The organism is Rhodanobacter sp. UC4452_H20 (assembly GCF_052978205.1).
Genome location: NZ_CM129662.1, coordinates 350507 through 373149, shown reverse-complemented (window position 1 = coordinate 373149; position 22643 = coordinate 350507). Strand labels below are relative to the sequence as shown.

General features: G+C 69.4%; 17 protein-coding genes. 3 read left to right on the top strand and 14 right to left on the bottom strand.

The window, feature by feature from the left end:
- Window position 1: 1 nt before the first annotated feature.
- From ACVCMC_RS01670 to ACVCMC_RS01605, 14 genes are all read right to left on the bottom strand, one after another.
- Complete coding sequence (locus ACVCMC_RS01670; RefSeq protein ID WP_395119581.1) at window positions 2–511, bottom strand: CinA family protein; 510 nt, start codon at window positions 509–511, stop codon at window positions 2–4.
- Window positions 512–619: 108 nt separating this feature from the next.
- On the bottom strand, window positions 620–856 hold the full coding sequence (locus ACVCMC_RS01665; protein WP_395119582.1) for a hypothetical protein: 237 nt from the start codon (window positions 854–856) through the stop codon (window positions 620–622).
- A 277-nt stretch (window positions 857–1133) separates the two neighbouring features.
- On the bottom strand, window positions 1134–2303 hold the full coding sequence (locus ACVCMC_RS01660) for a glycosyltransferase family 4 protein (RefSeq protein ID WP_447098443.1): 1170 nt from the start codon (window positions 2301–2303) through the stop codon (window positions 1134–1136).
- 18 nt (window positions 2304–2321) lie between these two features.
- Window positions 2322–3437, bottom strand: a complete 1116-nt coding sequence (locus ACVCMC_RS01655) for a hypothetical protein (protein ID WP_447098442.1) — start codon at window positions 3435–3437, stop codon at window positions 2322–2324.
- On the bottom strand, window positions 3434–4213 hold the full coding sequence (locus ACVCMC_RS01650; protein WP_447098441.1) for a class I SAM-dependent methyltransferase: 780 nt from the start codon (window positions 4211–4213) through the stop codon (window positions 3434–3436). Before ACVCMC_RS01650 ends, ACVCMC_RS01655 begins: the two co-directional genes overlap by 4 nt.
- On the bottom strand, window positions 4146–5051 hold the full coding sequence (locus tag ACVCMC_RS01645) for a hypothetical protein (protein ID WP_447098440.1): 906 nt from the start codon (window positions 5049–5051) through the stop codon (window positions 4146–4148). The genes ACVCMC_RS01650 and ACVCMC_RS01645 overlap by 68 nt, the downstream gene beginning before the upstream one ends.
- A gap of 22 nt (window positions 5052–5073) precedes the next feature.
- On the bottom strand, window positions 5074–7113 hold the full coding sequence (gene asnB / locus ACVCMC_RS01640; RefSeq protein ID WP_447098439.1) for an asparagine synthase (glutamine-hydrolyzing): 2040 nt from the start codon (window positions 7111–7113) through the stop codon (window positions 5074–5076).
- On the bottom strand, window positions 7101–8240 hold the full coding sequence (locus ACVCMC_RS01635) for a glycosyltransferase family 4 protein (protein WP_447098438.1): 1140 nt from the start codon (window positions 8238–8240) through the stop codon (window positions 7101–7103). The genes asnB and ACVCMC_RS01635 overlap by 13 nt, the downstream gene beginning before the upstream one ends.
- Window positions 8237–9478 (bottom strand): O-antigen ligase family protein, encoded by a 1242-nt coding sequence (locus ACVCMC_RS01630; protein WP_447098437.1) that lies wholly within the window; start codon window positions 9476–9478, stop codon window positions 8237–8239. The genes ACVCMC_RS01635 and ACVCMC_RS01630 overlap by 4 nt, the downstream gene beginning before the upstream one ends.
- Window positions 9475–11778, bottom strand: a complete 2304-nt coding sequence (locus ACVCMC_RS01625; protein ID WP_447098436.1) for a glycosyltransferase — start codon at window positions 11776–11778, stop codon at window positions 9475–9477. Before ACVCMC_RS01625 ends, ACVCMC_RS01630 begins: the two co-directional genes overlap by 4 nt.
- Window positions 11775–13133, bottom strand: coding sequence for a lipopolysaccharide biosynthesis protein (locus ACVCMC_RS01620; RefSeq protein ID WP_447098435.1), 1359 nt, complete (start codon window positions 13131–13133; stop codon window positions 11775–11777). The genes ACVCMC_RS01625 and ACVCMC_RS01620 overlap by 4 nt, the downstream gene beginning before the upstream one ends.
- 29 nt (window positions 13134–13162) lie before the next feature.
- Window positions 13163–14422: a phosphotransferase family protein gene (locus ACVCMC_RS01615; protein WP_447098434.1), complete on the bottom strand. Its 1260-nt coding sequence runs from the start codon at window positions 14420–14422 to the stop codon at window positions 13163–13165.
- Complete coding sequence (locus ACVCMC_RS01610; protein ID WP_447098433.1) at window positions 14419–16647, bottom strand: polysaccharide biosynthesis tyrosine autokinase; 2229 nt, start codon at window positions 16645–16647, stop codon at window positions 14419–14421. Before ACVCMC_RS01610 ends, ACVCMC_RS01615 begins: the two co-directional genes overlap by 4 nt.
- Before the next feature lie 206 nt (window positions 16648–16853).
- On the bottom strand, window positions 16854–17228 hold the full coding sequence (locus ACVCMC_RS01605; RefSeq protein ID WP_447098432.1) for a hypothetical protein: 375 nt from the start codon (window positions 17226–17228) through the stop codon (window positions 16854–16856).
- 126 nt (window positions 17229–17354) lie between these two features.
- Between ACVCMC_RS01605 and ACVCMC_RS01600 the strand changes: the two genes are divergently transcribed.
- The 3 genes from ACVCMC_RS01600 (at window position 17355) to mutS (ending at window position 22640) form a co-directional block, all read left to right on the top strand.
- Window positions 17355–18530, top strand: coding sequence for a polysaccharide biosynthesis/export family protein (locus ACVCMC_RS01600; RefSeq protein WP_447098431.1), 1176 nt, complete (start codon window positions 17355–17357; stop codon window positions 18528–18530).
- A 176-nt stretch (window positions 18531–18706) separates the two neighbouring features.
- Window positions 18707–19894 carry an MraY family glycosyltransferase gene (locus tag ACVCMC_RS01595; RefSeq protein WP_447098430.1) on the top strand — a complete coding sequence of 396 codons (1188 nt, stop codon included), beginning with the start codon at window positions 18707–18709 and terminating at the stop codon, window positions 19892–19894.
- Window positions 19895–20051: 157 nt separating this feature from the next.
- Window positions 20052–22640, top strand: coding sequence for a DNA mismatch repair protein MutS (gene mutS, locus ACVCMC_RS01590; RefSeq protein WP_447098429.1), 2589 nt, complete (start codon window positions 20052–20054; stop codon window positions 22638–22640).
- Window positions 22641–22643: the final 3 nt, after the last annotated feature.

Below are 22643 nucleotides of genomic sequence, written 5' to 3'. Positions count from 1 at the left end.
CTCATTCCGTCAGGGTTTTCCGCAAGCCTTCGAGCGCCGCCGCCACGGTTTGCCGGCGCACGGCCTCGCGATCGCCGGAAAAATGGAACATCCGCGCATGGGCGTAACCGCCGCGGCGTTTCCAGCCGATCCAGACCGTACCGACGGGTTTGCCCGGCATGCCGCCGGTCGGACCGGCGATGCCGGTCACCGCTACCGCCACGCCGGCACCGAAGCGCGCCAGCGCGCCGGCCACCATCTCCAGCACGGTCTCTTCGCTGACCGCGCCGGCATGCTCCAGCGTGCGCGGGTTGACCCCGAGCAGGGCCTCCTTGGCCTCGTAGCTGTAGGTGACCACGCCGGCGTCGAACCAGGCCGAACTGCCCGGCAGGTCGGTCAGCGTCTTGGCGATCCAGCCGCCGCTGCAGGATTCGGCCGTGACCAGCATCAAGCGGCAGCGCTGCACTTCCACGGCCACCTCACCGGCCAGCGCCAGCAGTTCGGCATCGGTGGGAACGGACGGCATATCCATACGGGGCTCCGGGGATGGGGCGTGGTCGTCGCCACGCGCGAACGGCACCGTTCTACCCGTTCCGCGCGACCACGCCAAGACGGCGAGTCGGACGTCGGCGCAAGCCATTCAGCGTGTCGAGGAGTCCACCGACTCGGGCCGCGACCGGGACGGCGGCTTTCCGGCATCCCGGGGGCGGACTGCCGGAATCTCGCCGCCCGCGTCGGCGCCGTGTCGGCCAAGCAGGGTTTCCATCTGCAGTTGCAGGTTTTTCAGCGCCACCGTGTGACGGTGAAGCGCGGCCATGATGGCCCACAGCAGCACGCCGTTGACAATGAGCAGGATGCCAAGACTGGTGAGGGTCATCGGTATGGTTCCCGGTTGCAGCAATCGCGGACGCGTGGCGTCGCTTGTGGACATGGAATGGTCGCTCACCCGTCCGGTGGCGCGACGGATGGCCGGCTCGGCAGAGCCTGCAGGGGATTCAAGCACATTCCAGGCCATGACCACCGTGCGCGCGTGCACGTCTCCCCTGATGACGGTCACCCTGCCGGTTGCGCAAGCGCACCGCGCCGCGAAATCCGACGCGCGCAGCGGGTCATCTGCGCGCAGCCGATACCCCGCGCGGGGATCAGGCGAGCCGTCAGTCGACGGCGGCGGCGTGCGCCATGCGGTCGGGCTGCAGCAGTTCGCGGTATACCGCCAGCGTGCGTTCGATGACGAGGCGTTCGTCGAAATTCGCCAGTACCTTGGCCCGCGCGGCGGCGCCCAGGCGGGCGGCCAGTTCGGGCGCATCGACCAGGCGGGCGATGGCGCGCGCCAACGCGGCGGCGTCATGCGGCGGAATCAGCAGGCCATCGACCTCGTTCGTCACTACCTCGCGACAGCCCGGCATGTCGGTGGTGATCAACGGTCGCGCGCAGGCGGCGGCCTCGATCAGCGATTTCGGCAGGCCTTCGCGGTAGTATGTGGGCAGCGCCACGATGTCCACCGAACGGAACAGCTCGCTGGTGTCGTCCACGTGCCCCAGCCACTCGATCACGCCTTCCTCCACCCACTGTTGCAGCGTGGCTTCCGGCACCGCCGCCGGATTGCCCCGATCGGGCATGCCGGCGAGCAGGAAGCGGATGCGGCGGCCGGCCCCGCGCAGCAGGCGCGCCGCCTCGACGTATTCGGCCACCCCCTTGTCCCACAGCAGTCGCGCGGCCAGCAAAACGCACGGTTGCGGCCTGCGCGGACCGTCTGCGTTCGCGCGCGGACTGAACCGCGTGCAGTCCACACCCGAGCCCGGGATCAGGTCGATGCGATCGGCACCGATCAGGCCGGATTGCCGAAACATCATCTCGTCGTCCGGATTCTGCAGGATCAGCCGCGTGCGCCGCCCGCGCATGGCCAGACGCAGCGCCGCGCGCACCATCGGCCGCAGGCAGCGCGCCTTGCGGTCGTTGCTGGCGAACACGTAGCCCAGCCCGGCCACCGCATTCACCCGCGCCGGCACGCCGGCGAGCTGCGCGGCAAGCGAGCCGTACACCGCGCACTTGATCGTGAAGCCATGCATCAGCGCCGGGCGCTCGCGCCGGAACAGCCGCACCAGGCTCGCCAGCAGTTGCAGTTCGCGGGCGGGATTCAGGCTGCGCCGATCCATCCCTGCCAGCGGCTGCCAGCGCAGGCCAAGGCCGCGCAGCCGCTCGCCGTACGCGCCGGACGGCGACACCAGCAGCACCTCGTAGCCGCTGGACTGCGCGGCCAGCGCCAGTGAGCGGCGGAAGTTGTAGAGGTACCAGTCGGTGTTGGCGAAAAAGACGATCTTCACGGTGGGTATCGAGCCTCCTCAGTGTGCCTGCCTTTGCGCCTGCGGGTCGGCAGCGCTCGCCGTGCAGGACGCGCGCATCGCATGGATGGCGGCGGTGTACTGCGGAAAGTCGGCGGTGACCGGCGCGCCGCCATAGGGGCCGTCGGCCTGCCACGCGCTGCCGTAGCCGTAGATCCACACGTAGTCTTCCGCCGCGCTGTAGGCGGACCGCAGGTGCTCGGCGAATGCCTGCGGCGTATCGCGGGCGGACTTGTCGGTGTAGGAATGCCCCAGCGGCCACAGTCCGGGAGCCACGCTGAGGCCGCTGCGACTGGCCTGTTCGGTGCCCATGAAGACGTCGTAGTTGCGCTGCGTCTGGCGTACCGGCGTGGCCATGTCCGAGCCGTCGTAGGTGACTTCGGTCGCAATCACCACATGCGCCCAGTTCGCCGACAGCAACCCGTGCAGGAACGGGATGGCCAGCGCATAGCCGCCATGCCAGAAATGACGCGAGGGGCCCGGATCGGTGCCGAACTTCGAGACCAGTTCGTCGAGCGGCGTGCGCGGATAGTTCTGGTGAAGCGCGTCCTTGATGACGACCAGGGTCATCTGCGGATAGGCCGCCCGCATGGCCTCGGCGATCGCGCTTGCCTCGGCCTGCACGGTGGCGGACAGCTCGCCGCTGTCGACCCAGGTCGGCTCGTACGGCTCCAGGTCGATCGCGATGCCCTTGAGCCCTGCATGCCGCGCCAGCGCCGCGGCGTGCGAGAAGTTCCGCACCACCTGTTTCAACCCATCCGGGTCGTGCCAGTCGATCGGCTTGTACAGCGCCACCTTGATGAAGTTGTCGGTCACGCCGTGGCGGGCATAGACGGACTGGAACAGGCCCAGTTGCCGCCACAACTTGCTGTCCGTGCGGGTGCCGACATCGTCCTGCCAGGAGGCCATGACGCGGTTGGCGAAGAATCCCTGCACGCCGACCGTGTCGCCCCAATAGGCAGCCTGCCCGTCGGTCGCCTGGGTGTGGAAATTGGTGCCGTCGAACATCAGCAGTTTCGGGCAGCCTGCGCTGACGGGCCTGGCTGCGAACAGCAGCAGCGCGACCGCGCCGAGCAACGCCCGCGTTGCGCGCGGCGACGCATGCACCGCCCTCATGGCGCGGAACCCGCTGCGTCGGCTGCGCCGAACACGCCGGCCCGGTCGCGCCGGGAGCGCAACAGGAACACCATCTCCTGCGACAAGGCGGGCGCGATCCATATTTGCCGGAGCACCTCGAAATCCGCTGACAGCTCGGCATGCGCCTGCCCGACGCTGCAGAAGCACAGCGGGTCCCGCCCGCCGCCGAACACCGCCGCGCGCAGCTCACGCCGTTTCTTGTGGAAACCGGTTTCGATCCCGTACGAGACGATGGTGCAAGGCGCGATCCGGGCGAACTCGCGCAGCATCCGCCGGCGCAGACCCGAAGGCACGCGGTGCATCAGCCGCAGGCACACCACCACGTCGAACGACCCTTCGCGGAAACGCGCCAGGTCGGTCGCGTCCTCCACCTGGAAGCGCACGTCGGTGCAGCCGGCGCGGGCGTATTCGGCCTCGGCCAGTTTCAGCATGCTGGCGGAGATGTCCGAGGCCACCACGCGGGTGCCCCGCGCGGCGAAGATGCCGGCGAGCTTGCCGGTGCCGGCCGGAAGGTCCAGCGCGGTGCGGTGCGGCACCTGGTCGAGCAGGGTTTCGATGGCGCGCCGCTCGCGTCGCGCGACCAGCCGCGAGGGAAGATTGCGCCATCCCTTCGGCGACATGAACATCTGGTGGTAACGCCGCGCCGTATCGTCGTTCTGATAGAAGCCGCGGGTATCGCGCTCATAGTCAAAATTCATGGTTTGCGGCCCAGTGGTTGAGTTGCATGAAATAGCCGGCCAGATACGGTCGGCCAATGACCCGCCTGGCGCCCGCCATGTTGCGCAGCGCCTTCTGTGCAAAATGTCGACGCATGGCGATCGTCTCGCGCAGGAAATAAGTGAGCAGGGTGCCGTCGAGCAGGAAGCCGGCGGCATCCTCGTAGGCGGCGAGCAGGTCCTCCACGTCGAACCCCTGCCACAGCGTGACGCCGCCGCCCTGACCCCAGTTGATCATCAGCAGGGAGATCACGAACCGCGCCACGTCGTCCTCCGGCATGCCGAGGTAGACGTGCTGCGGGTCGAAGAACAACCAGTCCTCGCGCTCCTCGTCGTAGCGGAAATTGCGCACTTCGAAACCGCCGATGAAGAGCGTGCGCTCGCGTTCGCCGATGCGCCGTGCGACCTCCGCGTCGGGCACCAGGTAGCCGTCGTGCAGGTAGTCCTTGGCCGGGTAGCCGGCCGGATTCGAGCGCGCGCGATGCAATTGCGCCAGCACCACCATCGCCTTGCGCAAGGCTTGCGCTCGATGCCGCGGGCCGAAGGCACCGTGCTTTTGCTGCAGCATCGGGCGCAGGTCCGGCCCGGAGAGTCGCGGATAGACCACGCATGCATGGTCGAGCCGCAACGGCGTGCAGACGTGTTCGCTCAGCTCGCGCAGCAGCAGCGCATCGGCGTACTCGCGGCCGGCCTTTTCCATGCACGTCGGGTCCAGCCAGTCGCGCAGCGGGTCGTCGCTGCGGCGGAATATCTTGTAGAAGCGGTCCGCCGACGAGGCCACCCAGGATTCCTTGCGTGGCGTGAAGGCAAGCTCGGCGAGCCACCCCGCGGAGCCGGTCGGCGGCACCCGTTCGCACGCTGCGTTCTGTCCGTTCATGTCGTCAGCTCGCCATGCCACGTCAAAAGCCCGCCGGCGCGTGCGAGCCGCACGCGTTCGCGACCGCATCGCGCGGGTGCGCGTCCGGCTGCCGGGTTTCCCGCAGCCAGGCCTGGAACATAAGCACGTCCCACAGCCGGCCGCCCTCGTGCACCCGCCCCGCCAGGTGGTCGACGAACATCGCGCGCACGTATTCGGGTTCGAAGTAACCCTCCTCGCGCAACCGTGCCGGTTCCAGCAGCGCTTCGGCCCACTCGCGCAGCGGCCCGCGCAGCCACTCGCCCATCGGCACGCCGAAGCCCTTCTTGGGGCGGTCAATCAGCGCGCGCGGCACGTGCCGGTACAGCACCTGGCGCAACAGCCACTTGCCCTCGCCGCCGCGCACTTTCTGCCGCATCGGCACGCGCCAGGCGAACTCGGCCACGCGGTGATCCAGCAGCGGCACGCGCGCCTCCAGGCTCACCGCCATGCTGGCGCGATCGACCTTGGTCAGCACGTCGCCCGGCAGGTAGCTGACCAGGTCGCTGTACATCATCCGCTCGAACACCTCCCGCACCTGCGGCCCCAGCTCGGGGTGGCTCAGCCCGGTCGGCGGCTCCTCGCCGTGCAGCACCACGCGGGCGGGATCGCGCAAATGCGACATCAGCAGGCGATAGCGCTGCTCCTGTGGCCCGGCGTCGAGCATGCTGGCGAGCACGCCGATCTTGGAGCGCGGCCGCTTCAGGCGGATGCGTGCCGGTACGCAGCGATTGGCGCCGGCGAGCAGCGACTCGTAGAAACCGGCGCGATGCGACAGCGAGCGCGCGAGCCGCCGCTGCAACCCCGCCGGTATCCAGTCCAGGCCGCGCTCGATCGCGCGCGCCTTGAAATAGCGCTCGTAACCGCCGAACAACTCATCGCCGCCGTCACCGGAGAGACTCACCGTCACCTGGCGCCGGGCCAGCCGCGACAGCAGGTAGGTCGGTATCTGCGAGGAATCGGAGAACGGCTCGTCGAACATCGACGGCAACTTCGGCACCACGTCCAGCGCGTCGCGCGCGGTCACGTACAACTCGTGGTGCTCGGTGCCAAGGTGTTCGGCCACGGCGCGGGCGTAACCCGCTTCGTCGTAGCCCTTCTCGTGGAAGCCGATGGAGAAGGTCTGCACCGGCCGCATCGACTGCGCCTGCATCAGCGCCACCACCAGCGAGGAATCCACGCCGCCGGAGAGGAACGCGCCCAGCGGCACGTCGGCCTCCATGCGCAGGCCGACCGCGTCGAGCAGGAGTTTCTCCAGCTCGTCGGTGGCCGCGGCGTCGGACAGGTGCAGGCGATCGGCCACGCCGGCCTGCGCGACCTCGCGGGCCGACCAGTAGACTTGCGCCCGCGTGGCGAGCGTCGACGCGTCGACGCGCGAGGCGGCCATCCCCTGGTCCACGCTCAGCCAGGTGCCCGGCAGCAGCTTGCGGATGCCCCGGTAGATGGCGTGCGGTGCGCCGATGTAGTTGTGCCGCAGCAGCAGGCACAGCGCGTCGCGGTCGACCGGGTTGGCGAACCGCGGGCAGCGCCGCAGCGCCTTCAGCTCGGAGCCGAACACGAACAGCGAACCCACCCAGCCGTAATAGAGCGGCTTGATGCCGAGCCGGTCGCGCACCAGGGCGAGCGTGCGCTCGCGGCGATCCCACAACGCGAAAGCGAACATGCCCACGAAGCGCCTGACTGCCGCTTCCAGCCCCCATTGCTCGATCGCCGCCAGCATCACCTCCGTGTCCGAGCGCCCGCGGAACGTCGCGCCGAGCGGCGTCAGCTCGCGGCGCAGGCGGTGATGGTTGTAGACCTCGCCGTTGAACACGATCACGTAGCGTCCACTGGCCGAAGTCATCGGCTGGTGGCCACCCGGTGTCGGGTCGATCACCGAAAGACGCCGATGGCCGAGCGCCACGCCTGCCGCGGCATCCTGGAAATGGCCGTCGTCGTCCGGGCCGCGATGGCTCAGCGCGTCGGTCATGCGCCGCACGATGGCGCCGCCGTCTTCGGCGGTGAAGGCGTGGGAGGCATCCCAGAAGCCGGCTATTCCGCACATGCTTGTCGCTCCTGCACGATGGACGAATACAGATCGGCGTAACGCCGCGTGCGCAGCCTGGCCGTGTAGTTGTCGACGATGCGCTGGCGCGCGCGCAGACCCAGTTGGTGCCGCTCGCGCGGCGGCAGCGCGGCCAGGCTGGCCCAGCCGGCGCAGAGCGCGGCGGAATCGCGCGCCGGCACCACCACACCGGTGTCGGCCACGATCAGCGGCACATCGCCCACGTCGGTGGCCACGCACGGCACGCCGCAGGCCATCGCCTCGGCCACCGCATTGGGGAAGGCCTCGCCGCGCGAGGCCAGGGTGGCGATGTCGAACGCCGCGTTGATCGCCGGGATGTCCTGGCGCCGGCCGAGCAGGCGCACATGGGTGCGCAATTGCAAGGCGTCGACCTGGCTGGCGAGTTCCGCATTCGCGGCGGTCGCGCCGTCGCCGACCAGCACGAACACGCTGTCGGGATGGCTTTCCCGGAACAGCTTCGCTGCGTGCAGGAAGTTGCCGTGATCCTTGGTCGGATGCACGCGCGCCACCATGCCGATCACCAGGCCATCGCCCGGCACCGCCAGCTCCTCGCGGATGCGCGCGCGCGCCGCCGGGTCCGGCACCAGCACGCCGGTGTCGTAACCGTTGGGAATCACCACCGTGCGCAAGCGGCTGAAGCCGTAGTCCTCGTGCTGCGAGGCGCTGAGCTGGGAGGCATACAGCACGCAGCTGGGCCGCGTCGAGAACACCGCGTTGAGGCGGATCACCACGCGCGTCAGCGGCTTGTCGGTGGCCAGGTCGGTCAGTGAATGGTGCACGCTCCACAGGTGCGGCACGGACTGCCCCCACAGCGCCAGCGAGGTGAGCAGGTGCGCGTGGTACATCCAGGCATGGACCAGGTCGGCCGACTCGTGCGCCAGCAATCGCCGCAGCCGCATCACGTCGCCGGGGCCGGCGCGGCCGGGCCGGATGCCCATGTGGTGCACCCGGGCAGATTCGGCCAGGCGCGCGCTCAGCGTCCCCTCGCCGCCCAGCACCACCACCGCATGCCGGTACGCCGGGGCGGGCAATGATTCGAGCAGGCGACACAGCGCGATCTCGGCGCCGCCGGCGTTCAACCCGGTGATGACGTGGCAGATCTTCACGCCGGCACCCCCACGCGGGGCGACGCCAACCACCGCGCCACCGCGAGCTCGCGTTTCTCCAGCGCCTGCCGCGCAAGCATGAAGCTGATGACGAGGATGATCGTCGGGCTTTCCAGCAGGTTGTGCGAGAAGAAGCTGGCGATCACCAGTTGCAACACCAGCACGCGCTGCAGCCCCGACGTGGCCCGCCACAACACGACCAGCAAGGCCAGGTAGAAAGCCAGCCCGAACACGCCGCCCTCGACCAGGAAACGCAGGTACATGTCGTGCGGCCCGACCGGGAACGCCCACTCGTAGACATAGCCGCTGCCATGCCCGAACAGCGGGCTTTGCGCCGCCTCGTGCAGCGAGAACCAGACCAGGTCCATGCGGGTGGCAGCCGAATCGCCCGACAGCGAGGAGCCGCCCACGCCCATGCGCGCCAGCGTGTTCGGATCGAGATAGCGGGCGAACGACGTGCCGGCCAGCAGTTCGCCCAGCTCGCCGCTGAACAGGGACAGCAGGATGCCGATGCCGGCCAGCGTGGACAGCGTCATCACGGCGAGCTTCCACTTTGCGCCGTGCGTGCGATCGTGCCGGCCCAGCCAGATCAGCGCCACGCCCCACATGATCCACGCCGACCGCGAGAACGTGACCAGCACGCCGACGCCGCACACCAGCACGAAAAGCCAGCGCAAGCGCGCCGGCACGCTGTCCATGCCGCACAACATCACCAGCGCGAGCGCATAGCCGGCCACGTTGGGGTTGATGTACAGCCCGGCCGCGCGCCCGGGCACGTTGGAGAACCGCGGATGGATGAAATCGAGCAGGTTCATGCCGGCGGCGAACAGGGCCAGCAGCAGGAACATCCCGCCCAGCATGTGCAACCGCCGTGGATGCACCATCAGCGTGGCGAATGCCATGCCGATCGCCACCATCTCGATCAGCGTGATCAGCGCCTGCAACGCCGTGTGGCTCTGCGAGGACTGCAGGAAGATCAGCACGCCATACACGATGTAGAGCAGCAGCCAGATGACGAAGCGACGCGTGCCGCCGTCGCGCAGGATGGCCAGCGACTGCGCCGCCGCGCCCTGGGCCACCGCATAGAAGGCGGCAAAGCCGATCACCGCCACGTAGGAATAGAGCGGCTTGAGGCCGCGCGTGGTGAACAGGAAATCGCTGGCGTCGCTGCCGAACCACAACACGAAGGCCGCCAACAGGAGGTCCACCGGCGTGCGCGGCAGGAAGCGGGCGTTCATGACGTCGCCCCGCCCAGCGTGCAGTGGCGACGATGCACCTCTTCCAGCACGCGCTCCGAATGGCCGACCAGCCGCGCAGTGCTGAACTGGTCGACGACGCGCGCGCGCGCAGCGTGCGCCGCCGCGAACGGATCGCGCGCCATCCGCTCGCGCATCCGCGCGATGCCGTCGCGCAGCGCCACCGGGTCGCCGGCCGGCACGACGATGCCGGTGTCCCCCACCAGATCTGCCGAATCGCCGACGTCGGTGACCACGCACGGCCGTCCGCACGCCATCGCCTCGGCGACCACGTTCGGAAAGCCTTCGCCGCGCGAGGAGGACGCCAGGATGTCGATCGCGCTGTAGGCCGCGGCCATGTCCTCGCACGGGCCGGCCCAGACCAGGCGCTCGGCCAGCCCCAGCTCGCGCGCCTGCGCCTGCAGCTGCTCGGCGTAACCCGCATCGCCGCCGCCGACACAGACGAAACGCCAGCGCGCATCGTGCGCCAGCCCCGCGATCGCCTGCAGGAAGGTCGGGTGGTCCTTCATCGGATCGAGCCGCCCGACCAGCCCCACCAGCAGCGCAGTGTCGGGCACCTCCCACGCGCGCCGCATCCGCGCGCGCGAGGCCGCGTCGAAGCGGAAGTGTCCGGTGTCGATGCCGTTGGCGATCACCACCAGCCGGTCGGCGGGATAACCCTGCGCGCCATGCAGCGTGGAGCCGGCGCGGGAGTTGAAGATGATCCGGTCCGCGCGGCGCGCCATGCGGCAACTCAGCGCAAAGGTGGCGCGCGACATCCAGTCGTAGCGCTGCCGGTCGATGAATGAGGAGCGCACGCCCCAGACCACGCGCGAACCCGGGCTGGCCAGCGGCGCGAACAGCGACAGCAGATTGCCGACGGTGAGGTAGCCGTGCACGATGTCCGGCCGGTACCCGCGCAAGGCGCGCGCCAGGCGCCACAGGAAACCGGCCACGTCCCAGCGCCCGCGCTTGTGCAGGTCGATGATCGGCACGCCGCCGCGCTCCAGCTCGTGCTGGAACGGGCCGCCGGCGTAGAAGCAGGCCACCGCCACCTCCCAGCCGTCGCGGCGCAGGCCGATCGCCAGCGTCGCCAGCTGCCGCTCGGCGCCGCCACGGCCGAGCGAACGGATCAGGAACAGCACGCGCGGCTTGCGCGCGTCGTCCGCGCCGTTCGACGGCACATTCGCGCGCACGCGCACCGCGCACTGCGCCGCCACGCGCGTCACCAGCGACTGCCAGCGGGCGAACACCGAGGCCAGCGAATGGGTGTGGCGCACCTCGATGGCGCGTGCGCCAAGGCGCCGCCGCAGCGCCTCGTCGTGCATCAGCGTGCCGAGCGCGGCGGCCAGCGCGGGCGCATCGGCCACCGGCACCAGCCAGCCGTTGCTGCCGTGCTCGATGATCTCGCGCGGACCGGTCTCGCAATCGGTGCTGACGCAGGCCAGGCCCAGCGACATCGCCTCCAGCAGCACATTGGGCATGCCCTCGAAGCGCGAGGAGAGCACGAAGATGTCGGCCTCGCGCATCGCGCCGGCGAGGTCGTCGTCGAACCCGGCCAGCTCCACGCTGGCGCCGAGGCCGAGCCGGTCGATCTGTTCGTTCAGCGCCGCACGCATCGAGCCTTCGCCGGTGATGCGCAGGCGCCAGTGCGGGTGCGTCGCGGCGAGCGTGGCCCAGGCGCCGATCAGGATGTCGAAACCCTTCTGCGCCTCCAGCCGGCCGGATGCCAGCACGATGCGCCCTGGCCCGCGCGGGGTCCGACGCACGCCCGCCAGCGGCAGCTCGCGTACCGGGTTGGGGATCACCTCGACCGGACGTTGCAGGCGCGCCTCCAGGTCGTCGGCGCCGCGACGCGTCTGCGCCACCACGGCGGCGGCGCGACGGCAGAGCACGCGGTACAGGAGCCGCCAGGGCGCCCGCGGCGGATGCGCCGCGACGAACACCCGCTCCGAAACGATCACCGGCACGCGCCAGCCGGTGACGGCAAGCACCACCATCAGGTTGGTGGTAGTGGTGAAGCTGACGATGACATCGGGCCGCGCCGCGCGCAGCGCATGGCGCAGCGCGCGCAGCCGCAGCACATTGCTGCGCAGCGCCACCAACGCATGCGGCGAGGGCGCCGCCACGTCCAGCCCCACCCGCTGCACCGCCGCGTGCAGCGGGTACTTGTCGCCATGGCTGCGCGCCAGCGTGATCAGGGTCACGGCCGCGCCGTCGGCTACCCACGCATTGGCCAGCGTGGCCATCACGCGCTCGGCGCCGCCGCCGCCCATCGTCGGAATGACCAGCGCCACCCTCATCGCGGCACCCCCTTTGCCGGTACGCCGAAGATCGACGGATCGATGCCCAGTCGCGCGCGCACCGCGCGCCACGCCAGGGCGCGCCAGACCAGCAGCGACGCCACCGCGCCGATGGCCGCGCCGGTCGCGCCGAGGCTGGGCACCAGCAGCCATGCCACCGCCGCATTGGCGGCCACGCCCACCAGCACCAGCATCGAGGCCCGCCGCTGGAACCTGGTCATCGACAACATGAAGCCGACCTCACCCAGCGACGTGGTGGCGCAGTAGCCGCACAGCAGGATCAGCAACGGCACATAGGCCGCGTCGAAGCCCGGGCCGAACAGCCCCAGCAACCAGTGCCCGGCGACGCCGAAGCCCAGGCTCACGGCGAGTGCGCCGGCGAAGGAGAAACGCGCGGCGCGGGTGGCCACCAGCTGCAGGCCGCCCATGTCGTGCGCGTCGTAGCGCTCGGCGATCATCGGCGCGAGCACCACGTTGGCCGCGCTCTGGGCGAACAGCGCAAAGCCGGCCATGCGCACCGCGGCGTAATACGGGCCGACGTCGCCAGGACCCATCAGCGCGCCCAGGATGAGCACGTCCAGACGGCTGCCGGAAACCACGATGATCGACAGCATCGACATCTGCGAGCCGACGACCAGCCAGCGGCGGATCTCGTACGCGGGCGCCGCCGCCCTGCCCTGCTCGGGCCAGCTGCGCTGCAGGTGCCGCGCCGAGCCGGCCAGCGCCAGCGCCGCGGCTGCCAGCGACGCCGCCGCCGCCCACGGCGCGTCGATCTCGCGCACGCTCAACACCAGCACGCCCAGCAACACGATCAGCAGCAGCGGACGCCCCAGCGTCTGGTACAGCCCGCTGACCACCGGTCGCTTGAACGCCCGGTGCAACGCCCCGCTCTGCTGCAGCTGGGTCAACACCGGCAGCATCGCGAAGCCGATGTAGAAGGTGTGCCGCCAGCTCGCACTCTGATTCGCGCCGAGCACGTGCACCACCACGCAGCCGCCCAGCGCGATGCAGCAGCTGGTGGCCAGCACGATCATGCCCACGCCCCGCCGCAGGCCGTGCACCTTGCCCCACGCGCCCTCGCGGATATAGGACGGCAGCAACCGGATCATGCTGATGTCCTGGCCAGCCTGCGCGATCACCGCCAGCACGCTGACCCAGCTGAACATCAGCGCGTAAACGCCGAACTCGTGCCGCCCGATGACCCGCGCCATCACCAGGTTGGCCAGAAAGCTCAGCCCGGTGCCGCCGACGGTGACGAGGAACGCACCCGAGGCGCCGCGCTTGAGCAGCTGCAAGCTGGACGCGTGCAGTGCCGGCAGCGAGCTGATCGTGCGGGCGGCGGCGGTGTCATTCATGGCTTCCACCGAGGCATCCCTGGACGCGCTCACGAGGCGGACGCCCGCGCCAACAGCGCATCGAGCGTGCGCGCGGCCTCGTCGGCGCCGTACCAGTCCAACCCGGTATCCGCCTGCGACGGCTGCCGCTCCAGGCTGCGCAGCGCGTGCACGCAGTGGAAGGCGATCAGGCGTCGATTGGCTTCGTTGCGCGAGCGTCCCAGCTCGCCCATCAACCGTTGTTCGAGTCCCTGCGCCCGCGCGGCCGGCGCATCGCCGCCCAGCCGCGCCACCGCGTCGAGCAGGCAGATCAGGTCGTGGTCGGCCGGATACGCGGCGCCGGCGTATTCCCAGTCGAAGACGCACAGGCGGCTGTCCTGCCGGAAGCAGTTGACCGGCGTGAAGTCGCCATGGGCCAGGCCGCGGGATGCGATCAGCGACGGCTCCGCCGCCAGCACCGCCATCGCGCGATCCAGGCGTTGTCGCCACGGCGGCGCCAGAGCGTCACCGAGTTGCGCAAGGCGTGCGCCCCATTCGTCCAGCAGCGAGGCTCCGCTGCGAGCCCATGACGACGCCGTGCGCGCAGCGAGTTCCTGCAGGAAATCCAGGTGCAAGGCGTCGAGGTCGGTCAGGCAGCGGGCGGCAGGCGTCCGCACCGCATCGGTGGCGAGGATCGCGGTGCCGCCGCGCACTTCACTGCGCAACACGCAGGGCAGCCACGCCGAGCGCAGGTCCATCGCCGCAAGCAGGCGCAACACCTGCGCTTCGCGCTGCAGCAGCACCTGCACCGCCGGCACGAGCGACACCTTCGCGTAGGCGCGAATGTGGCCGGCGTCGTCCATCAGCTGCACGCTCAGCTTGCGATGCGGGCCGGGCGTGCCGGTCAGGAAGGCGCCGTGGCGGGCACCGGCATCCGCCATGCGCGCCAGGTCGCCCACCCCGGAAACATGCACCTTGTGCGGCAACAGCGGCCCCAGTCCCAGCCACGCGCCGACGCTGGCCACGCCCTTGACCGCGCGCGGCACCCACCGCACCGGCTGCACCAGGGCCAGCGCACCGGTGCTGACCGCACGCGGACGCAGCGGCAGCAGGAAGAAGCGCGAACCGGTGCGGCCGGACAACACGCCGTACGGCGCGGAGCCGGCATGCGGCTGCGTGCGCACGCGCAGGCCGACCGCCTCCATCTCCCGCACCGCCGCGCGGAAAGACGTATCCGCGCCGAAACCCGGCCGACGGCGCGAGCCGGACCCGTCGCGGTTCGACGGCCGCGGCACCGGCTCAGCCAAGTCGCTGATCTCGGCGCGGATCATTGGGCAAAGCCGTATCCGAGGAACCCGTAGGTGGAAAAGCCGTTGCTTCGCTTCTCCATGCCGTTGAACACCACGCCCTTGATCGTCACGCCAGCCTGGCGGAAGCGCTGTATGGCCAGCTCGACCTCGCGCGACTGGTTGAGCCCGTAGCGCACCACCAGCAGGCTGGTGCCCACGTGATGGCCGATGATGGCCGCGTCGGTCACCGCCAGGATCGGCGGGCTGTCGATCACCACCAGGTCATAGGCCGGCGAAAGCCGCCGCAGCAGCGCGCCGAAGTACGGCTGCATCAGCAGCTCCGACGGATTGGACGGCTTGCTGCCGCGCGGGATGAAATCCAGCTCGCCGCCCAGGCCGGTGATCGGGCGGATGGCTTCAGCCACCTCCAGCTCGCCGGCCAGCAGCTCGGACAGGCCGCCGTCCGCGCGCACGCCGAGCACCTGGTGCAGGTCGCCATCGCGCATGTTGGCGTCGATCAGCAACACGCGCAGGCCCGCCTGCGCATTGACCGCCGCGAGGTTGGACGAGACGAAGGTCTTGCCTGCCTGCGAGCTGGAGCCGCAGACCATCAAGCGGTTGTCGCTGGCGCCGAGCTGGGTGAAGCGCATGCTGGTGCGCAGGCTGCGCATGGCCTCGGACGCCACGTCGTCGGGGGCCGCCAGCGCCAGCAGCGCGGAGCGCCCCTTGCCGAGCAGGCGCCGACGATGCTGCGACAGCTCGATCTGCTGCTCGCTCAACGGAATCGCGGAATACACCTCCACGCCGAGCTGTTCGATCTCGGCGGGGTCTTCCAGGCCGCGCCGGAACATCTGCTGCAGGAAGATGTACGCCACCGCCAGGAACCCGCCGAGAAAGGCGCAGCCCATCAGGGTGAGCAGCTTGCGCGGCTTGGCCGGGTGGGTGATGTCGACCGAAGGCGCATCCACCACGCGCGCGGTGCCCACCGTGCCCGCCTGCGCAAGTTCGAGTTGCTGCGCCTCGTTGAGCAGCCCGGTATAGGTGTTGTTGAGCACTTGCACGTCGCCGGTCAGGCGCAGCAGTTGGCGCTGCGTGTCGGGGAACGTGGTCATCCGCTTGTCGATCGCGGCGCGCTGCGCCTGCAGCTGCCCGATCTGCTGCATGATCGCCTTGTAGGCCGGATGCTGCGGCGTGTACAGGCGCTGCACCTCCGCCTTCTGGATGTTGAGCTGGTCGATGTTGTTGTTGATCGTGGCCATCTCGCTCAGCAGTGTCTGCGTCTGCATCGGCACATCCACCGAATGGGCCTTGAGCTGGAACGCGGCCAGCGCGGCCTGGGCGTCGGCCAGCTTCTTCTTGACGTCGGGCAGTTGCTGCTGCACGAACTTCAGGCTGCTGGATGCCTGGGCCGAATTGCGCCCCACGTTCTGCGCGAGGAACGCGCTGACCACGTGCTCGAGCACCTTGACCGCCTGGTGCGGATCGGCGCTGTCATAGGCCAGCGAGATGATGTTGGAGCCCTGCACCGGCTGGCTGGTCGAGATCGCCTGCTGGATGCCGGCAATCGTTGTCACCTCGTCGTTGCGCACCACGTGGAAGCGCATGCCGGGGTTGGCGCGCATGCTCTTGACCAGCATGGTCACGCCCGACCCGCTCGACACGCGTCCGACATGGCCCTGCAGCAACTGCATCCCCGGCGAGAACGGCACGTCGCTGTCCTCGGTGAGCACATAGCTGCCGTCCGGGCCGGCGGTCAGCGTCATGTCCTCCCCCAGCAACCGGTCGGGCACGTTCAGCTGCGGCATGTCCAGGTGCGCGCCGCCCCATCCGTACCCGTTCAGCCCGAACCAGGGCGCGTTGACCTCGTTGCCCGAGGTCAGGTCGTGCAACCGGGCGACCAGACCGCCGATCACCGGCACGCGATAGGGACTGGTGTCGATATAGAGATGCAGGTTGCGCACCGCCTCGCCGACCACCGATTGCGCGGTGAGGATCGCCTTGGCGTCCGCCGCCGCGGGGCTCGACGGGCTGCTTTGCTGCGTGCCCAGGTTCAATCCGGGCAAGCTCGGCGCCTGCTCCACCTGCACCATCGCCTTGGCCTCGTACTGCGGCGTCGCCACCAGCAGGTAGGCGAGCCCGATCGCCAGGGCGCCCAGGGTCGCCTTGATGATGAGCCATTTGTGGTCCAGCAAGGTGCCCACCAGGGCACGGGGATCGATCTCGTCGTCGGGCTGGATCTGGATCGCGGGACCACTGATGGCTTTCACGGGACTCTCTCCGGAACGAAGCTGGACACGCGGACGCCACGGCGGACGGCCATGCCCGGGAACCGGCATTCGCGGGCATCGGCGACGCGATTACCCGGGCGCATCCACAGTGGACCTTGAAAATGTGAATGTTCCATATGAAACCATTATCTGCTCATGCATTTCATGCCGAAGACATTCCGGTTTGAAACGGATATTCACGTCATTCATGAATCAGCCAAGTTGGCGCATCGATCACCCACCATCGAAACAAAATGCGACGCGCCATCGCGCCGAATATCCGCCGCACCCACCGGAGTTTTGCCGCCTCCATCCTTCGCTGCCGCACGAGGCCTCGATGCGATCGGATTCAGGCCATGGATACCGGCTTTCGCCGCGGCCGCAGCGCAATTTCTTGCGGCACGCCGCCTCGCGAGGGCCGGCGTGAACGGTAGAGCCACATGACGCAATGCGCCGTTGTCGAAGGAAGCATTTGCGCGCGGCGCGCCGGAATTGTCAACCCGGACATCGGCACTGAAACGTGAAATGCCGATGAAATGGTTCACTGCCGGGACATGTGAATGAACATCCAATAAATCCATGCACTGGACAAATCATCCGCGGCGCGGATTATTGGGCCGGCTCGATATTGCATCAATGCCATTATCCGATCCGAATGACAGGAGCAATCCGACATGAACCGAGGTGCGCTTGCTGCAGTTCCGACGATGCCCCGCCGCGAGGTCCGCAACGACATCCGCCCGCAGGGCAAGCGCGGCAGGGCGCGCGCCGCGGCGTCGATGCGCAGCGTGGCCGGCATGCTGCTGGTGGCATCGCTCGCCGGCTGCGTCTGGGCGCCGGGGCAGTCGATGTCGAAGAGCTCGCTCGGCGGCGAAAACAGCTACGTGGCGCTGGTGCCGATCACGCCGAGCCTGGTCCAGACGCAGCAGCAGAACGCGGCGGCCGACACGACCTCGGCGCTGCCGCCGGCGCTGCTGGACTATCGCCCGGAAGGCTACCGGATCGGCCCCGGCGACACCCTGCACATCACCGTGTGGGACCACCCGGAGCTGACCTCGCCCGCCGGCCAACAGCAGGAAACCGCCGCCAACGAGCGGCTGGTGCGGCCCGACGGCACCTTGTATTTCCCCTACGCCGGCGTGGTGAAAGTGGCCGGCATGACCATCGAGCAGGCGCGCCAGGCGATCACCTCGGGGCTGTCGCACTTCATCCGGGCGCCGCTGGTGGACGTGAGCGTCGCCGGCTACGGCAGCCAGCGCGTGGTGCTGGAAGGCGCCTTCGTCAAGGCCGGCGCGCAGCCGGTGACCACGGTGCCGCTGACGCTGGGCGAGGCGATCGGCGTGGCGGGCGGCGTGGACAGCAAGAATGCCGACCTCTCCAACGTGGTGCTGACGCGCGGAGACGAGTCTTACCACCTCGACCTGAGCCCGTCGCACGACGGCAAGGCGCTGGCCCGCAAGATCTACCTGCGCCCGGGCGACCGCGTGTTCGTGCCGTTCAACTTCGACCAGGAGGTCTACGTGATGGGCGAAGTGCTGCGCCCGCAGGCGCTGCGCTTCAACACCTCGAACCTCACCCTGACCCAGGCGCTGGGACAGGCCGGCGGCCTCAACGAGACCACCTCCAGAGGCATGGTCTACGTGGTGCGCGGCGCGCTGCACAAGGAGGACCCCAACCAGCGGCCGACCGTGTACGAGCTGGATGCGAAATCGCCTGCCGCGTTCGCGCTGGCCGACAGTTTCAAGGTGCAACCGGGCGACGTGGTGTTCGCCAGCGCGGCCGGCATCACTCGCTGGAATCGCTTCACCAGCCAGTTGTTGCCGCTCACCAGCGCGCTGAGCGCCACCGCGTCCAGCCAGTACTACCTCAACAACAGCAAATGACCGGGCTGGGCGGCGAAGGGTCGCGGAGTCGACCCTTCGCCGATGCGGCATGCCCCTCCACCGAGCCGTTCGTGTGGCATCTCGAACAGGCCGAGCAGCGTCACCGAACGATGCAGCGACCCGGGCTTGCGAAAGCATCGAGGCTGCCGGCGACGCGAAGAACAAGCAGGATTGCCATGACCTTCGACCCGCGGATACTCGAAAGCTGCGCGATCGCCACCGGCGTGTCGGCTGTCTCGCTGATGGCACTGCTGCCGCTCGGTCGCCGCCTGGGCCTGGTCGATTACCCGGACCAGGGTCGCAAGCGGCACGCCTTCGACACGCCGCTGGTCGGCGGCCTGGCCATCGCCATCGGCATGCTGGCCGGGTGGTGGCACGCGGATGTATTCACCCCGTTCGAGGACGCCGTGATCTGGACCACGCTGATGCTGGTGGTGGTCGGCGTGGCCGACGACCTGCTCGACCTGCGCGTGTGGGTGCGCGTGGTCACCGAGCTGGCCGCCATCGCCATCGTGGTCATCAGCTCGGGCGTCTACATCCGTTCGCTGGGCATGGTGCATGGCCACGAGCTCACGCTCGGCTGGCTGGGGATACCGTTCACCGTGGTCGCGGTGATCGGCCTGCTGAATGCGTTCAACCTCATCGACGGCATCGACGGATTGGCCGGCTGCCTGGCCCTGGTCGCCGCCGGTGGCATCGAGCTGCTCGGCCGCCACACCGGATCGAACCTGCAGTTCGCCGCGGTGGCGGTGATCGCTGCCGCACTGGTGCCGTATCTGGCGGCCAACCTGGGTCTGTTCGGACGCGTCGGCAAGGTGTTCCTGGGCGATGCCGGCAGCGTCATGCTGGGCTACCTGCTGGCCTGGTCGCTGATCGGCATGAGTCAGGGCCAGTCGCGGCAGCTCTCGCCCGGGCTGGTGCTGTGGTGCGTGGCGCTACCCGTGTTCGACACTTTGACCGTGATGTTCCGCCGCCTGCACCGGGGCGAGTCCCCGTTCACCGCCGATCGCGGCCACATCCATCACCTGCTGATGGATGCAGGCCTGAAGCCACGCGACACGCTGATCTGCCTGGTGGCGTTCGCCGCGATCATGCCGGTGCTGGGCCACGTCATCCACCAGCTTGCCGGCGCGCTGGCCAACGCGGTGGCCTTCGTCGTGCTGCTGGCCATGTATGCGCTGTTCACCGCTTGCCTGGGGCGGCGGCGGGAGATGGAACAGCCATCGCCGCGGATGGCCTCGCGCGTGCTCGCCGGCCCGGGCATGCCCGCGCGGCCTCCTTCGCGCATGCGCCAGCGCAGCGGTGAGGGCGCGCAACACGACGCACCGCCGCGCGTCCAGCGCAGCACCAACCTGCCGACCTGAATCTCGCCGCCCGCACCGGCGTGTTCACCGGCAGTCGCAGCGCGGGATCACGCACGCCGTTACCATGGGCACGAACTCCGTGCCAGACTCGCGCCCCGGAATCCGGCCGCGGGCATGTCGCCGGCCGGGCGCCTGCTCCCCTTCCAGATCCGATTGCATGAGTCACGACGACCACGCCAAGCACACCCCGTTCATGCGCCAGTACCTCGCCGCCAAGGCCGAGCACCCGGACGTGCTGCTGTTCTTCCGCATGGGCGATTTCTACGAGCTGTTCTACGACGATGCGCGCAAGGCGGCGCGGCTGCTCGACATCACGCTGACCCAGCGCGGGCAATCGGCCGGTGCGCCGATCCCGATGGCCGGCGTGCCATACCACGCGGCGGAGAACTACCTGGCGCGGCTGGTGCGCCTGGGCGAGTCGGTGGCGATCTGCGAGCAGATGGGTGACCCGGCACTGGCCAAGGGCATCGTCGAGCGCAAGGTGGTGCGCGTGGTCACCCCCGGCACGGTGACCGATGCCGCGCTGCTGGAGGAACGCCGCGACAACCTGCTGCTGGCGATCGCCGCCGGCGCGCGCGGCGATTACGGGCTGGCCTGGGTCGATCTTTCCAGCGGCCGTTTCCTGCTCAGCGAAGTGCCCAGCGCCGAGGCGCTGGCCGCCGAGCTGGCACGGTTGCAGCCGGCCGAGACCCTGGTCGGCGAAGACGTGGCCTGGCCGAAGCTGGTCAGCGCCCTGCCCGGCCTGCGCAAGCGTCCGCCGTGGCATTTCGACAGCGACGCGGCGCAGCGCGAACTGAACCGTTTCTTCGGCACCCACGACCTCGGCGGTTTCGGCGTGGACAAGCTGCCGCTGGCCGTGGCCGCCGCCGGTTGTTTGCTCGGCTACCTCGAGGAAACCCAGAAGAGCGCGCTGCCGCACCTCACCGGCATGGCCGTGGAAAGTGCCAGCGAGACGATCGCGCTGGACGCGGCCACGCGGCGCAACCTGGAGCTGGACACCCACCCGAGCGGGCGCACCGAACACACCTTGCTCGGCGTGCTCGACGAAACCGTGACGCCGATGGGCGCGCGAGCGCTGCGCCGCTGGCTGAACCGCCCGCTGCGCTCGCACGACGTGCTGCGCCGGCGCCATCAGGCGATCGGCATGCTGATCGACAGCCGCCGCGGCGCACCCCTGCGCGAGCAGTTGCGCGGCATCGGCGATCTCGAACGCATCCTCGCCCGCGTGGCGCTGCGCTCGGCGCGCCCGCGCGATCTTTCGACCCTGCGCGACGGCTTGCTGGCTGCACCGGAGTTGCAGCAGCGCATCGACGGCCTGGACAGCCCGCTGCTGCATGCCCTGGTCGAACGCATCGGCGACCACGCGGACACCGCCACCCTGCTCGCCCACGCCATCGTCGAGCAACCGCCGGTACTGCAGCGCGACGGCGGCGTAGTGGCCGACGGCTACGACGCGGAACTCGACGAACTGCGCCGCCTGTCCACCCATGCCGACCAGTACCTGGTCGAGCTGGAGGAACGCGAGAAAGCGGCCAGCGGCATCAATACGCTCAAGGTCGGCTACAACCGCGTGCACGGCTACTACATCGAGATCAGCCGCGCGCAGTCGGACAAGGCGCCTACGCATTACACGCGCCGGCAGACCACCAAGAACGCCGAGCGCTACATCACCGAGGAACTGAAGGCGTTCGAGGACAAGGTGCTGTCGGCGAAGGAACGCTCGCTGATGCGCGAGCGCGCGCTGTACGAGGCGCTGCTCGACACGCTCACCGAGAAACTCGAACCGCTGAAAATCGCCGCCGCCGCGATGGCCGAACTGGACGTGCTGGCCACCCTGGCCGAGCGCGCCGAAGCGCTCGACTGGAGCGCCCCGCAGCTCACCGACGAACCGGGCATCGCGATCGAGCGCGGCCGCCACCCGGTGGTCGAGAAAGTCCGCGACGAGCCGTTCGAGCCGAACGACCTCAGGCTCGACGACACCCGCCGCATGCTGGTGATCACCGGCCCGAACATGGGCGGCAAGTCCACCTACATGCGCCAGAACGCGCTGATCGTGCTGCTTGCGCACATCGGCAGCTACGTGCCGGCGGCCAGCGCGGTGATCGGCCCGATCGACCGCATCTTCACCCGCATCGGCGCCGGCGACGATCTTTCGCGTGGCCAGTCCACCTTCATGGTGGAGATGAGCGAGACGGCGAACATCCTGCACAACGCCACTGCCGACAGCCTCGTGCTGATGGACGAGGTCGGCCGCGGCACCAGCACCTACGACGGTCTGGCGCTGGCCCGCGCCGCCGCCGTGCACTTGGCGCGGCACTGCCGCGCGTACACCTTGTTCGCCACGCATTATTTCGAGCTGACCGAACTGGCCGGCGAGTTCCCGGCGATCGCCAACGTGCACCTGGATGCGGTCGAGCTGCACGACCAGAAGCGCGGCGAGCAGCTGGTGTTCATGCACGCGGTGAAGGACGGCCCGGCCAACCGCAGCTTCGGTCTCCAGGTGGCCGCGCTGGCCGGCCTGCCGAAATCGGTGATCGCCGATGCGAAGCGCACGCTGGCCGAACTCGAACGCGGCATGCACCGGCACGCCAGCGCAGCGCCCTCCGCTGAAGTTTCGCCGCAACTGGGATTGTTTGCGCCGGCGCAACCCTCGGCCGCCCAGCGCGAGCTGGAACGCATCGATCCGGATACGCTGACGCCGCGCGAGGCGCTGGAAGCCCTGTACCGGCTGAAATCGCTGGACTGAGCC